We start from the raw sequence: 15,176 nt of genomic DNA on the forward strand, positions 1-15,176 counted from the left end.
TTAAAAATAAACAAAATGAAAATATCATTTAAATATATATCTTATTTTCTCCTATTCATTTTAGGATTGAATATGACCCTTACTTCATGTACGAGTGACTTAGATGTGAAGCCAACAGATGATGATGAGTTCCTTTCTGATGACTTTTTTAAAGATCCGGCATCATACAAACAAGTAATGGCGAAGTTATATGCAGGTTTGTATGTAGGAGGAAATGATGGAGATGCTTCTCCGGATATTTTTGGTCTTGGGGGTGATTTCAGTAGTTATTTACGATTGTTATTTGTTACACAGGAATTCCCTACAGATGAAGCTATTGTAGCTTGGTCTGATGATGGTTTACCAGCTATAAATGGACAAAAATGGAGTCCTAGTAATCAGTTTTTGTATGGAATTTTTTCAAGAGCTTTTTATGAAATTAGTATTGCCAATGAGTTTTTAAGACAAACGTCAGAGGAGAAATTAGCTGAAAGAGGCGTTGATGCTAATTTGAAAGCTGAAATTGTTAAATTTAGAGCAGAGGCTCGTTTTTTAAGAGCGTTCTCTTATGTTAATTTAATGGATTTGTTTGGAAATGTACCAATTACTACTGAAAACGACCCTGTTGGTTTCTTTTATCCAGAACAAAAATCAAGAGCACAAGTTTTTGCTTTTGTAGAGTCAGAATTAAAAGATTTGGATAATACTTTAGCTGCTTCTGGTGCAAATGAATACGGAAGAGTAGATAAAACTGCGGCTAAATTTTTATTAGCACAGATTTATTTAAATTCTAAAGTATATACAGGAACTGAAAGAAACAATGATGCTGCTATTGCATGTAATGAAATTATAACAGGTTCTGCTTATAGTTTTGCAGATGTTCCATATCGTTATTTATTTGCTGCGGATAATGACAGAAACGGAGCTCAAAGAGAAGTAATCTTCCCAATTGTTGGAGATGGTAATGCTATTAGAGCAATAGGTGGAGGTATGAGTTTTATTATTCATGCATCTATTGGTGGTAAGATGGTGGGTGCCGATCAAGGAATGGACGGAGGCTGGTCAGGAACAAGAGCAAGACCAGAATTTGTTAAATTATTTCCTGATGCAACGGCAACAGCTGATCAAAGAGGTACTTTCTATACTAATGGACAAACTCTGGATATTGCTGATTATGGAGTTTTCAGTAATGGTTATGCTGTTACAAAATTTACCAATATCAATTCTGATGGTAGTGCTGCTCAAAGAAATGATGTGCCAGACACAGATTTTCCAATGTACAGATTGTCAGATGTGTATTTAATGTATGCTGAGGCAACACTTAGAGGTGCAGCATCTGGAAATGTTGCAACATCACTAGAGTATGTAAATAAAATTAGAGTAAGAGCTAAAGCGGGTGTTGTTACAACTTCAGATTTAACACTGGACTTTATTTTAGATGAGAGAGGAAGAGAATTGTTTTGGGAGTGTCACAGAAGAACAGATTTGATTCGTTTTGGAAAATTTACAGGAGGATCTAAAATCTGGCAATGGAAAGGTGGCGTTAAAAATGGTAGTGGTACAGAAGAATTTAGAAACTTGATGCCTATTCCTTCAAAAACAATTCAGGCTAACCCAACTTTAAAACAAAATCCAGGATACTAACTAATCTTATAAAAAAATAAATAAAATGAAAAATATATATAAAATTTTAATCGCATTCATTGGTGTTTTAACGGTGTCTTGTAATGGAGATGATGTAGAAAACAGACCAGTAATACAACCAGTTACAGCTCCAGTTTTATTAAGTCCTCAGAACGATTTTAATATTGTTCTTACAAAAGAAAGTGAAAAAGAGATTGCTACAACTGTAATTTGGAATGATGCTAAGTACGATGGTACACCAACCGTTGTAAATTATACTATTGAAATCGCAAAAGCAGGAACTAAATTTGCAACTCCTGTTGCAGTAACTACAACTACAGCTCGTTTCAAAGCTTTGACAGTAGCGGAATTAAACTCTGCTTTAGTTAACGGAGGTTTTATTGAGAAAGAGGAAAATGATGTTGATATTCGTATTAAAGCTACTTTAGGAATTGGTGCTGAAGCACAGTATTCTAACTTCTATACTTTTAAGGCAACTCCTTATCACGTACCATTAGCAAGTTCTCATTGGTTAGTTGGAGAAGCAACTCCAGGTGGATGGTCATGGGATGGTGATGCTGAAACAGAATTTCCTTTAGTTGCAGGTCAAACAGATATCTATCAAGTAACTATTGTTCTTAAAAGTGGACAAGCATTTAGAGAATTTTTATCAAATGATTTTACAAGTGGAGGAAATTGGGGTGCAGGCAATAGTCGTAACTACCCATATTATTCAGGTAAAGGATATACTATCGATGCAGAATTAGAAAATGCAGAAGATGGCGATAAAAACTTCAAATATACTGGACCAACTGGACCTAGAGTTCTTAAAATTGATAATGTTGCAAAAACTATAACATTAGATTAATTTTTAGTATAAATAATTTAAAGGCTATCCCTATGGGTAGCCTTTTTTATACAAACTAACCAATCAACCAACCAAGATTATGAAAAAAACTTTACTATTATCTTTCTTTTTGTTGTGGGGTATTGTTACTCATGCGCAGCAAATAACAGTATCGCCTGCTGTGTTTCAGGTTAACGAACCTATAACAGTTACTGTATCTTTTGCATCGGCAACTTGTAATGAAATGGGAGCAAATCCCACAAAAGTATATATGCATGCAGGAATAGGGACAGAGGCTAACCCGTGGGCAACTGCAAAAGGAAATTGGGGTGCTGATGACGGAATTGGATTAATGACCAAAAATCCAAATGGTACATGGAGTATTGTTATTACGCCAAGTGTTTATTTCGGATTAACAACAATACAACAAGCCGCTGCTGTAAAAATGGGAATGGTGTTTAGAAATGCTGCTGGTTCACAAACATTAAAACTAGCACCATCTTGCTCGGACTTTTTTATTAAGGTTGGTGCTTTTCAGGTTAGTTTAACTTCACCACTAGAAAATAGCAATACTATTGTAGCAAGTGGAGGAAACTTAAATATTACTGCTACAAATACAAATGGAGTTGCGAGTTATAGTCTAAAATCAAACGGAGCAGTCATAAATACTAATCCTGGTACTTCGAGTTATGTGTTTAATCATGTGAATATTACTGGGAATCAGAGTTATGATTTAAGTATTACTCAGAGTGGAACAACGATTATTAAAAAGTTTACAGCAATAGTTAATCCGGGAATTGTATCGGCAGCTATGCCAGCTGGATTAGTAGATGGAATAAATTATAATGCTACAGATGCTACAAAAGCAACACTAGTTCTAGATGCTCCACTTAAAGATTTTGTATATGTAGCTGGAAGCTTTAATAATTGGGTTCCTACTAGTACTTATGCAATGAAAAAAGATCCAACTTCGGGTAAGTTTTGGTTAGAGTTAACAGGATTAGTTTCGGGAGTAAATAATACCTATCAATATTGGGTTGTTGCTAATTCGCCAATAGCTAATTCACCTTCATTAGTAAAAACGGCTGATCCTTATTCTACATTGGTATTATCTCCTTTTGACGATGCAGGAATTCCGGCAACAAGTTATCCAAATATGCCAGTTTATCCAGTAGGACAAGAACGAGAAGTTACTGTTTTAAAAACAGGACAAACAGCATATCCTTGGCAAGTAACAAATTTTGCTAAACCCGAAAAAGAGAAATTAGTGGTTTACGAAGTTTTGGTTCGCGATTTTGATGCAAACAGGAACTATCAAAGTTTAATAGATAAGATTGATTATTTCAAGAATCTAAAAATAAATGCAATAGAATTAATGCCTATTATGGAGTTTGAAGGCAATGAAAGTTGGGGTTATAATACTTCATTTCATATGGCTTTAGATAAATTTTATGGCACTTCAGATAAACTTAAAGAATTTATTGATTTATGCCATCAAAACGGAATAGCTGTTATTCTGGATGTTGCGTTAAATCACGCATTTGGTCGAAATCCAATGGTGAGAATGTGGATGAATGATCCAGATAATGATGGTTGGGGTTCGCCATCGGCAGATAACCCTTACTTTAATACTGTTGCAAAACATAGTTATAGTGTTGGGGAGGATTTTAATCATCAGCAAGCAAGAACTCAAAGTTATGTAAAAAGAGTAATCCAACATTGGGTTGAAGAATATAAAATTGATGGTTTACGTTGGGATTTAACTAAAGGCTTTACACAAAACTGTACTGCAGGTGATGAATCGTGTACAAATAGTTTGCAACAAGATAGGGTAGATGTATTAAAATCTTATGCTGATTATTCTTGGAGTCTTGATCCTACACATTATACTATTTTTGAGCATTTGGGTAGTGATGCCGAAGAGAAACTATGGGCTAATTATAAAATTGAGGAGACACCTAGTAAAGGAATCATGATGTGGGGGAAAATGACCAATGCATATAATCAATTATCAATGGGATATGCTACCGAAAGTAATATCTCCAGAATGACAAGTACTAGTCATGGTTTTGATGCAAATAGATTGATGGGTTATGCCGAGAGTCATGACGAAGAACGATTAATGTACAAGAACATACAATATGGTAATAGTAATAACGCAAGCCATGATGTCAAAAACTTAAATGTTGCTTTATCTAGAATGTCGGCTATTGGAGCAGTGTCCTTATTGATTCCTGGTCCAAAGATGATTTGGCATTTTGGCGATTTAGGTTGGGATGCTTCTATATTTGCATGTAATAACGGAATCGTTAATGATGAAAGTGGAACAATTCCTGGCGATTGTAAACTTGATACAAAACAGCAACCACAATGGACAGGTAATTGGTTAGGAAATTCAGGCCGAAGCAAGATTTATAATGATTGGACAAAAATGATTACCATGAAAACCGTAGAACCTGTTTTTTCAGGGGCAGTTACTGTGTCTAATACAAATTCATTATCTCCAAATATAAAAATTACAAATGCAGCATTGACATCAACACAGTTAAAAGACGTGTTGATTCTGGCAAATTTTGATGTAACTACTCAAAGTGTCGCTACTGGTTTTCCGTACACAGGAGTTTGGTATAATTTAATGGATAATACAACTATCAATGTTACTGATGTTGCAGCTGCAATTGCAATTCCAGCAGGAGAGTTTAGGATTTATGGTAATAAGGAAGCATTGTTGGCAATAGAAAATTTTGAGAAACCAAATGCGATTACCTTACATCCTAATCCAGTTTCAGATTATTTTACTTTAAATACTGAGGTTTCAAGGGTAGAGATTTATTCTTTGTCTGGACAATTAGTGAAAAGCTTTAGCGGAAGTGAAAAAATAACTTCTCAGTTCTCAGTGAGTGAATTAAATACAGGATTGTATATCGTGAAGGCAATAGATGAAGACAACAAGACTCAAGTAATGAAGTTCTTGAAAAAATAATTTTATTTGGTTAGTTAGTTAAAAAGCTGTCTATAGATTGTTATAGGCAGCTTTTTTGTTTTAAGTAGTTTTAGCAAATAGAAAAATGTAATTTATTTTCTTTTGTCATATTCTCCAATCAATGAAAAATACCCAAAAGTACCAAGTCCTAAAACGATAAGAGGAGTAAGGATAAATAGAATTATAATTCCGAAAACTAAATCGTCCTGTTTGTCGGAAACAAGTTTTGGTAATCCAAATTCAAAAATGCAAAAGTAAGCAGCAGCAATAGATAGTATTATCCATAGTATTCCCAATATTCGTTTTAGTACATTCATTGTGATAGGATTAGATGTGAGTATTTTTGTCTTTATTGTCAATATAAATCATTCCGATAACAAAACATATCGAAGCTATAATAATAGGATACCAAAGCCCATCGAGATAAAAGTCGGATTTGCCAACTTCTTTAGAGTGGGTTACAAAATAGGTTGAAATTGCAGGAAGTAAACCGCCAAATATTCCGTTCCCGACATGGTATGGCAAAGACATCGATGTGTATCTTATTTTTGCAGGAAACATTTCTACCAAGAAAGCTGCAATAGGACCATAAACCATGGTAACGAAAAGAACTTGAACAAATACCAGAAAAATCAATGCCCATTTATCTTGAGAATTAATAGTGATTGTAGTTTGTCTTTCGGGGTTAATTTTTTCAGCATGACTTATTTGTTTAATCGCTGCAGTTGTCCCGTCTGAATATTCATTGTTTGTAATAACGTAATGTTCTTTTTTGTCATTGTTATCGGCTTCAGTTGTATATGTATTCGAAATAACCTTGTTATCCAGATTCACAGTTTCATACATTTGTTTGTATATAGGTCTGTAGAGTAGGATAGCGAGTAACATGCCACCCATCATAATATATTTTCGACCGATCTTATCACTTAGCCACCCAAAGACTATAAAAAACGGAGTACCTAACAATAATGCAATTCCTAGTAATCCATCTACTTGTGAAGAATCTATACTCATTACAGTTTTCATAAAACTCATGGCGTAAAACTGTCCAGTGTACCAAACTACACCCTGTCCCATTGTTGCGCCAAATAAAGCAAGCAAGACAAATTTTAGATTATATCTATTCCCAAAACTTTCTTTTAAAGGGTTTACGCTTATGCTTCCTTCCTTTTTTGCTTTAGCAAAAACAGGAGATTCATCCATGTTTTTTCGTATCAAATAAGAAACTCCTACCATTACAATCGAAACCCAAAACGGAACACGCCATCCCCAAGAATCAAATGATTCCGCCGAGAGAGAATTTTTTGTGATTAAAATGACCATCAAAGAAATAAAAAGCCCAACAGTTGCAGTAGTCTGAATCCATGAAGTCCAATATCCGCGTTGACCCACAGGAGCATGTTCGGCAACATAGGTTGCAGCGCCTCCATATTCTCCGCCAAGTGCAAGACCTTGTAATAATCGTAAAATCAAGACTAATAATGGTGCTAAGAAACCAATAGTCTCATAGCTCGGAATACATCCAATTAAAAAAGTAGAACATCCCATTAATAATAGGGTCGCCATAAAAGTGTATTTTCTCCCAATTAAATCTCCAAGACGTCCAAAGAATAAAGCGCCAAAAGGTCTAACGACAAATCCTGCTGCAAAAGTGGCTAATGTTGCCAAGAAAGATGCTGTTGGATTATCGGAGGGGAAAAATTTGGTCGAAATAACCACAGCCAAACTCCCAAAAATATAAAAATCATACCATTCTATCATTGTCCCCATAGAAGAGGCCGAAATAACTTTCCAAATTCCTTTTGTAGATGTGTTACTCATAAAATGGCTGTGTTTTTAATAGTAAATAAAAGTATAAGGTATCATTTTACGAATATATAAGATATTTTTATATTTAGTTGATGGTTTTTTAACAAATAGGGTTTGTTTGTTGATTTAACATTTGTTCAGTAAATCAAAGTTTCATAATTCAAAATAAATTATAGTTTACAGAGATGTTCAAGGCCTTTAAAATAAATAACTATTGCTTTGTTACGAAAGAAAACACTAGTTTTGCAACTCAAATTTTGAAACAGAAAATGGTTGTCATATCGATATGATATTGACATTAAAAGGGAATTTGGTGTAAATCCAAAACTGTCCCGCAGCTGTAAACTCATTAACCGAAACCCTTTAATACGTCACTTTTCATTTAGAAAGGGAAGGCTGGGTGTAGGGAGTAAGTCAGAAGACCTGCCGTTTTTATAGTAATAAATAGCTTTCGGGGATTGAAGCTTGAATTAAGAATAATACTTTTCACTTTGTGTGATAATGGTATTGTTTGTCTATTCTATTCTCGTAAGCCAAAAATGGAATTTATGAGATTTTTTTTCTGCAAATATAATATCGCAAAAGCAATCTTTTTTTTGGAAGCTTCTCCTTTCGATATTTTCTTTTTCTCCACTAAAAAAATCATTAAAACGTATCGCTTTACAATATGCTATGCTTTTACAAAAGTTTATTTATACAACTTTTGTAAGGGTGAATTGTATTTCGATTTAAAGAATTAAGTAATATAATTTTTAAATATTGAATAATGAAAAACCGATTTTTTTCCAAGCAATTAATTGCAATTGCTTCTTTGATGATGCTAACAGTTTCGTGTAATAATGATGACGATTTTACAGAGCCACCAGTAATAAAAGGCGAACAGCAATTAAAAGATACTTTAACTGTTGGGAAAACACTTCAATTAAGCTCAAAATTAGCAGATAGAAAGAACGTTTCTTTTGAATGGGCGATAGACGGAAAAGTAGTAGGATCTGATTCTACCTATATCTTTAAACCAGAAACGAGGGGAGATTTTAAAATTACAATGATAGCCAAAAATGATGGCGGAAAAGTTTCTCTTACTTATGATATCCATGCATGGGGAGCATATGAAAACGGTTTCTTTATGATCAACGAAGGATGGTTTGGTCACGGAACTGGAACGGTAGGATTTTATAGATACGATACAAGAGCTATAGAAGACAGTATTTTTGTAAAAGTAAATCCAGATAAAGATTTAAAACCGGCATCATCTACATTAGAATTTGGAACCATCATTAATAAAAAACTATTTTTAGTTTCTAAAGTTGGCGGACCTGTTGTAGTAGCCGATGCTTATTCGTTAAAAGAAGAAAAAAGAGTCCCTGCTAAAGGCGGAAACGACTGGCGTGCAGTTGTGGGTATTGATGAAAATCAAGCCCTTTTGACTTCTGGTAAAGGGATATTTAAGCTTAATCTTAATACGATGGAGGTGAATGGACAAATCGAAGGCGTTACAGGTCAGGTTGGAGATGTTGTTAAGACCAATGGTTATATTTTTGCATTATCTGCTTCAAAAGGGGTTATTGTAATAAATGCTTCAACATTGGTAGTCGAAAAAACGATTCCGGGTATGGTTTTAGGATTTGCTGTTACCGATGATAAAAAAGTATGGGCAGCAGGAGGAAAAAATCTTATAAGTATAGATTCAAATACTCTTGAAGTAAAAGAAATTGCATTAGGTTTTCAGGCTTACGGAAGCTGGGGAGCTTGGCATCCGGGATCTATTACGGCTGCTAAAAATGATGTTTTTATTGCTAAAAACGGAAGTTTTAGTGGTGGTAAAGAAATTTACAAATACACTGGTACTCCAGAGTCATTGACTGCGCCTTTTATTACATTAACAAATTCAAATATTTTATATGGTGCAGGAATTGGTTATGACCGAAAGAAAAATACTTTGGTGGTAAATACCTTAAATTCAGGTTTTGGTGTGAATTTCTCTATAAACAATCTTTATATATTTAACGCTGATTCAGGAGCAAAAACAGCATCGGTAAATTTTTCAGGATATTATTTTCCTGCAGTTTCTGTATTTCATCAATAATTTTTTTAAACTGTAAAGAATTTTTACCGCAAAGTACGCTAAGATTTACGCAAAGGTTCGCAAAGCTTTATGATGAAGCTTTGCGAACCTTTTTTTTGTAATATTTATAATCATGCCAACGGTTTTAACCGTTGGAGCGCAATATGTAATCATAATCCGTCTCCCACGGTTGAAACCATGGGCTATATTTGAAATATGGTAATTTCTGATACGGAGTTTCTTCTCATAAAAAAAAATCACAGGTCTATAATTTAAACTTTGCGAACTTTTGTGTTGGTACAAATATATAAATGTAATTTGAGTATTCGTATACATTGTTTTAAAAAAAATCTCTATTTTTTTGAGTTTTTTGTTAAATTTAATTTAAGTATCCCATTTTAATGGCTTAATTTCCACTGACTAATGTGTTATTTAAGTTCATTCTAAAATCTGGATTTGCTTTAATATTAGGCTCTGTAAATAATGCGACATTTCTTATAGTTGTATATTCTAAGTTAAATGCTGGGTTTTGATACCAGTTTTTAATGCCCGAATCAAAGTTAGAATTTTCGCTTAAAATAGCACCTTGACAGTTATTGATTATTAATCCGTTTAGTTTAATTTTTTCTAGGTTAACAATTCCATCTCCAATTTTTCCTTGAAAAACCATAAAGGGTGTAAAACCTGAGATTACACTATTATTTAAGGTAAAATAACTATTTTCTCCTATATGTGCAGCTTCGCGAACAAGTCCTTGATTGCTTTCTTCCAGATTTACCAAGGTAATATTATTGGCAGTTATCTTGGTTAGTTTTTTGCTTGTATCTGTACTTTCTATTTTGTCATACGAATCGATTTCAAAGCATCGTGAACCTGAAATATCCGAAGAGTAGGGGTGACGAATGGCAATACTATTATTTATAGTGCATTGTACTCCTTGTGTAAAATCAAAATCATCATCGGTAGCTCGGTAGGAAACTAAGTTATTCATAACGACATCTCCGCCATAAGATTCAAAAGAATCATCATTAGAATAACTGATCTGAATATATTCTAACTTGGTTTTACGACCAACTCCAGCCAATGATAAACCATTAATTTCTTTTAGAGCATTTAATTTTCTACCAGAGTATTCGATACGTATGTATTTTAAAATACCAGAGTTATCGTCAGTATCTTGTCCGCCATAGTGATTTACAACAGGATCTAGATTAAAATCTAAGAAACTAACTCCGCCCATTTTATTAATCGGTGCTTTTCCCAGAAGGATTATTCCGCCCCAATCTCCAGGTTTTCTTTCGGCAACATTTTTATTAGATGTAAATATAATTGGGTCAGTTTCTAACCCTTCGGCCATTATCTTAGAACCATTTGTTATTACCAGCGTACCACAAGTTTTATCATCTCCTCTTATTACCGTTCCGGGTTCAATCGTTAAAACGGCATTATTGGTTAAATATACAACGCCAACTAATTGATATGTATTTCGTTTATATAATTTGGTATCCTTATCGATAGTTCCAGCCAGAATATTTGTAGCTTCATTATATTCGATAGAAGCGGGTTTAAAATTAGTCCATTTATTCATCCAGTTTGATGCGCCAACAATCCCTTTTTGTTGTTGTGCATTGACTATAATACTACTTACTAAACAAATAATTACAAGGTGTAAATTTTTTTTCATAGTGGTGTCTTTAGCAAAATTTGATTTTTGGATAAAAGTCTTTTGGTTGAGACAAAGACTCTTTTTTAATTGTCCCAAAAGTAAAAGTGGTTTGTTAATCAAAGAATGGTAAGATATTATGAAAGTGTTATTATACCTTTAAGAACGTTATTTTATTTGTTCGTAAAGCCATTGTTGTATTTAAATATCAAAAATTAAGGCATAAAAAAATCCCATTCGCCGTGGCGAATGGGATTTTAAGAATTAGTAAGCTTGTGTGATATTAGAATTTTAAAGCTACAGTTAATTCAAAATCATCATTGATGGTTTTGTCTCCTAAGTTTTCAAAGAAGTTTCCTGAGTTGTATTTAATATCATATTTAGTTCTGTCAACTTTAAATGCAGTTGTAGCAGTGTTACCATTTACAGTAATATCAAAAGTTACTGGTTTAGTAATTCCTTTGATAGTTAAATCTGCAGTTACTGTATAAACATCAGTTGCTTTTGCTCCGATAGTTTTGAAAACTAATTTAGCAGTTGGGAATTTTTCAGTTCCAAAGAAATCATCTGCTTTCAAGTGACCGTTTAATTTTCCTTGGTATTCACCAGAAAGGTCAGTTGCGTTAATAGATGTCATATCTACAGTGAAAGTTCCACCAGCTAATTTTTTCCCTTTAAATACTAAAGCACCATCTTTTAGGTTTACAGTCCCAGAGTGTTCTCCAGTTACTTTTTTTCCTACCCATTTAACAGTACTTGTTTTAACGTCAACTTTTTTAGTTTGTGCGTTAATTGAAACTGATGATAAAGCTACTACTAGAGCTAAAGCGATTGATTTTAAATTTTTCATTTTGTTTGATTTTAATAAATTTGGATTAATAATTATAGTGTGATAAATAATTCTTCTTGAGATTTTCTTACTTTTTTATGATGCTGTGTTGCATCTTCTTCGTGTCTGTATCCTACAGTTGCGATAACAGAAGCGTTTAAATTTAAAGCATCTAAGCCTAAGATTTCATTAAAAGCAGCTGGGTCAAAACCTTCCATTGGCGTAACGTCAATTTTTAATTCAGCGGCAGCATTCAATAAATTACCTAAAGCTAAATAAGTTTGTTTAGATGCCCAGGTATTTTTTACATCTGCTGGAAGTGTAGAGATTTTAGATTTCATAAAATCGCTATATCCAGATAATGATTCAGCTGGAATTCCTCTTGTTTCGCTAATATTTTTGATAAAACCATCAATTTCAGCATCACCAATATTAGTATCATTTGCAAAAACAACCAAATGAGATGCTTCAACAATTTGAGATTGTCCCCAAGCTACTGGTTGTAATTTTGCTCTTAATTCTGGTGACTCAACAAAAATTACTTTATATGGTTGTAATCCGTATGAAGACGAACTTAAACGTATCGCTTCTTTAAGTGTATTTAAATCTTCTGTTGAGATTTTTTTGGTCGCATCAAACTTTTTGGTTGCGTATCTCCAATTTTGATTTTCTAGGAAAGTATTCATGTTATTTATTTGTATTAATTTTTTTGATTTCTAAATTTCTCTAATAATTCATTTAATAATTCTAATTCTTCTGTTGTCAGGTTTTCAGAAAAAACAGTTTCGTGTTCAATTACTTTAGGATCTAATTCTTTTAAAACACCCAATCCTTTTTCTGTAATCGATACTTCTATTTTTCTTCTATTATTTGGGCATACATTTCTGGTGACAAAATCTTTAAGTAATAATTTATCGACTAATCGGGTTGTATTGCTTGTTTTTGCCAGCATTCGGTCCTGTATAACACACATGTTAGCTGGATTTCCTTTTTGACCTCTTAATATACGCAACACATTATATTGTTCTCCTGATAAATCATAAGGTTTTAAAACCTCATTAAATTTATCCTGAAGTACATTTTGTGTATACATGATATTCAGAATAACTCTTTTTGGATTATCCATCTTAACGGTACTTTTTATTACATCTTCAATTGTCATAGTCGTCAGTGTATAATTTGTATATACAAATGTAGTATGTTTTTATTGTTGTATATACAAATGTGTTGTTAAATTTACGTTAATATTATTGAAGGGGATTTTTTTGTGGTTGGAAATCGAGTTTAAAATTAGGAAAATATAATTTATAATTTGAATTTAAGGTATTGATTAATTGAAGTTTAATTGTTTCTTAAAGTGGCGTGAGACTTTGCGTGGGGCTTGAATTTAGACAAAGATTTCTGACTGAAGTACAAAAAAGAAACCCGACAAATTTTTAAAATCTGTCGGGTTTACTGTCTTAAATAAGTGAAATATAATATAAGTTATTTTTCACTTAAGGATTCTTCTATAAAGGTATTTATTGTTTCTTGTTCTTCGATTGTTGCGTCATTGTCCATATCACTATGATTAATAGTTGTGAATAGAACTTTGATTCCATATTTTTTTTGTTCTTGCTCCGTAGGTAATACACCTTCGTCTGCACTATAGTTTTTAGAGCGCAACGTATATACTCTAGGTTTATAAACTCTGGGAAGAGGCATTCTTCGGTTATCCATTGTTATAATTCTATAAACCGATTCAGGATATTTATCAGCAAATAGAGCTGTCATATCTCCACCATTCGAATGTCCGATTAAGGTTAGATGTTTAAAATCTAACTCAGGATTTGTTTTTTTTAATTCATTCAATACATATCGAATGTTTTCAACGCCTCTATCCCAATTTGGTCTTCTGGTAATTCTTAAATCTCCTTCCATTGCAAGAAGGTCATCAGTTGGTAATTCGTGTTGAATACTGACAACAAAATATCCTTTTGACGCTAAATTTTTAGTTAAATGGGAATAAATCATATTATCTCCACCTTTGTTTTCTCCATATCCATGACTGAAAATTATTACCTGTTGGTTATTTATTTTCTTGTCTGTATTTGGATGATATATGGCAACAGGAATTTTTCTATCCCTTGAATTATCAAATATTTCTATGTTGTCCAACTTAACGTCATAAGTAGTATTTGATACTTGACTATTCGTTTTCTTATTGCCTGAACAACTTATCAATAGTAAGCAAAGTAAAATCTGAGAATATATTTTGGTCATTTAGCTATGCTTCTATAAAATTTGTTTGCGAGGATATCTAATAATTAAGTTTAGGAAAAATATTAATGAGGCAAATTATCTTTAAAATAACCATAAGCCCAAGTTCCTAATATTGCGCTTACCAATGTTACTGCAATTACTGTAACTCCAGTTCCTATTTGTGCAAATAGGGGACCAGGACAAGCTCCGGTAATTGCCCAACCAAATCCAAATAACAATCCGCCATAAATCTGACCTTTACTAAATGTTTTAGGCTCAATCTTGATTTCTTCTCCCTGAATAGTTTTTACTTTGAATTTTTTTATCAAAAAAACAGATAGCATTCCTACTGCAACTGCGCTTCCGATTACACCGTACATAAAGAAAGATTGTAAACGGAACATTTCCTGAATACGATACCAGCTGATGATTTCGGCTTTTACGAATACTATGCCGAATACAATTCCGACAAGCATATATTTTAAGTTTGAAATTTTCATTTTTAAAGTTTTAAAGTGAAAGTATATAAGGAAGAATCAGGTTTGCCATAACAAATCCGCCAATCATAAAGCAAATAGTTGCTACCAGCGAAGGCCATTGCAAATTAGAAATTCCCATGATCGCGTGTCCACTTGTACATCCTCCCGCATAACGCGTTCCGAAACCTACAAGAAAACCACCTACTACAATCATTATAAAACCACGTAGGGTTAATAAACTTTCCCATGAAAAAAGCTGAACTGGCATTAATCCCGAATTATCGGTAATGCCATAAGTCGCTAACTCAGTTGTAAGTTTTGAGTTTATTTCGATAGCATTTGGATTCGATAAGAAAACAGTTGCTATTATTCCGCCTAAGAATATTCCGAAGACAAAGAATAAATTCCAGCTTTCTTTTTTCCAATCATATTTAAAGAATGAAATATTTGCTGGAATGCACATAGCACATATATGGCGTAATGATGAACTAATACCAAATGCTTTGTTGCCAAAAATTAATAAAATAGGCACAGTCAATCCAATTAACGGACCTGAAACGTACCAAGGCCAAGGTTCTTTTATAATTTCAATTAAATTCATTTTTCTTTTTTATTTAGGTTCAAAGCGGCAAAGGTTCAGAGGTTCAAAGGTTGAAAT

The 15,176-nt window shown here is 33.2% G+C and carries 13 protein-coding genes and 1 riboswitch; of the genes, 4 read left to right on the top strand and 9 right to left on the bottom strand.

Annotated features, from left to right (window positions below; genetic code table 11):
* Nucleotides 1-15: 15 nt before the first annotated feature.
* The 3 genes from B8T70_RS17945 (at nt 16) to B8T70_RS17955 (ending at nt 5,432) form a co-directional block, all read left to right on the top strand.
* A complete protein-coding gene (locus B8T70_RS17945; protein ID WP_086895744.1) occupies nt 16-1,623 on the top strand; it encodes a RagB/SusD family nutrient uptake outer membrane protein in 1,608 nt (535 codons plus the stop codon).
* A gap of 25 nt (nt 1,624-1,648) precedes the next feature.
* The gene (locus B8T70_RS17950; protein ID WP_086895731.1) at nt 1,649-2,470 is read left to right on the top strand and encodes a SusE domain-containing protein; all 822 of its coding nucleotides are present in this window, start codon (nt 1,649-1,651) and stop codon (nt 2,468-2,470) included.
* Nucleotides 2,471-2,549: 79 nt separating this feature from the next.
* The gene (locus B8T70_RS17955) at nt 2,550-5,432 is read left to right on the top strand and encodes an alpha-amylase family glycosyl hydrolase (RefSeq protein WP_086895732.1); all 2,883 of its coding nucleotides are present in this window, start codon (nt 2,550-2,552) and stop codon (nt 5,430-5,432) included.
* A gap of 92 nt (nt 5,433-5,524) precedes the next feature.
* On the opposite strand, the gene B8T70_RS17960 is transcribed toward B8T70_RS17955, so the two are convergent.
* Nucleotides 5,525-5,749 carry a DUF6814 family protein gene (locus tag B8T70_RS17960; RefSeq protein WP_086895745.1) on the bottom strand — a complete coding sequence of 75 codons (225 nt, stop codon included), beginning with the start codon at nt 5,747-5,749 and terminating at the stop codon, nt 5,525-5,527.
* 10 nt (nt 5,750-5,759) lie between these two features.
* Nucleotides 5,760-7,253 carry an MFS transporter gene (locus B8T70_RS17965; protein ID WP_086895733.1) on the bottom strand — a complete coding sequence of 498 codons (1,494 nt, stop codon included), beginning with the start codon at nt 7,251-7,253 and terminating at the stop codon, nt 5,760-5,762.
* A gap of 241 nt (nt 7,254-7,494) precedes the next feature.
* A riboswitch (cobalamin riboswitch) is annotated at nt 7,495-7,687 on the top strand.
* A gap of 320 nt (nt 7,688-8,007) precedes the next feature.
* Between B8T70_RS17965 and B8T70_RS17970 the strand changes: the two genes are divergently transcribed.
* On the top strand, nt 8,008-9,327 hold the full coding sequence (locus B8T70_RS17970) for a DUF5074 domain-containing protein (RefSeq protein WP_086895734.1): 1,320 nt from the start codon (nt 8,008-8,010) through the stop codon (nt 9,325-9,327).
* Between the two features lie 385 nt (nt 9,328-9,712).
* On the opposite strand, the gene B8T70_RS17975 is transcribed toward B8T70_RS17970, so the two are convergent.
* The 7 genes from B8T70_RS17975 to B8T70_RS18005 all read right to left on the bottom strand — a co-directional run bounded on the left by B8T70_RS17975 (nt 9,713) and on the right by B8T70_RS18005 (nt 15,119).
* Entirely contained in the window at nt 9,713-10,990 is a 1,278-nt protein-coding gene (locus B8T70_RS17975; RefSeq protein WP_086895735.1) for a hypothetical protein, read from the bottom strand.
* A gap of 262 nt (nt 10,991-11,252) precedes the next feature.
* Entirely contained in the window at nt 11,253-11,819 is a 567-nt protein-coding gene (locus tag B8T70_RS17980; RefSeq protein WP_039116031.1) for a YceI family protein, read from the bottom strand.
* A gap of 32 nt (nt 11,820-11,851) precedes the next feature.
* Nucleotides 11,852-12,484 (bottom strand): NAD(P)H-dependent oxidoreductase, encoded by a 633-nt coding sequence (locus B8T70_RS17985; RefSeq protein ID WP_039116030.1) that lies wholly within the window; start codon nt 12,482-12,484, stop codon nt 11,852-11,854.
* Between the two features lie 14 nt (nt 12,485-12,498).
* Complete coding sequence (locus tag B8T70_RS17990; protein WP_039116029.1) at nt 12,499-12,960, bottom strand: MarR family winged helix-turn-helix transcriptional regulator; 462 nt, start codon at nt 12,958-12,960, stop codon at nt 12,499-12,501.
* A gap of 323 nt (nt 12,961-13,283) precedes the next feature.
* Nucleotides 13,284-14,060, bottom strand: a complete 777-nt coding sequence (locus B8T70_RS17995; protein WP_086895736.1) for a serine aminopeptidase domain-containing protein — start codon at nt 14,058-14,060, stop codon at nt 13,284-13,286.
* 62 nt (nt 14,061-14,122) lie between these two features.
* The gene (locus B8T70_RS18000; protein WP_086895737.1) at nt 14,123-14,539 is read right to left on the bottom strand and encodes a DUF6691 family protein; all 417 of its coding nucleotides are present in this window, start codon (nt 14,537-14,539) and stop codon (nt 14,123-14,125) included.
* Nucleotides 14,540-14,549: 10 nt separating this feature from the next.
* Nucleotides 14,550-15,119: a YeeE/YedE family protein gene (locus tag B8T70_RS18005; protein WP_039116026.1), complete on the bottom strand. Its 570-nt coding sequence runs from the start codon at nt 15,117-15,119 to the stop codon at nt 14,550-14,552.
* Nucleotides 15,120-15,176: the final 57 nt, after the last annotated feature.

Source organism: Flavobacterium sp. AJR (assembly GCF_002156885.1).
GTDB lineage: Bacteria > Bacteroidota > Bacteroidia > Flavobacteriales > Flavobacteriaceae > Flavobacterium.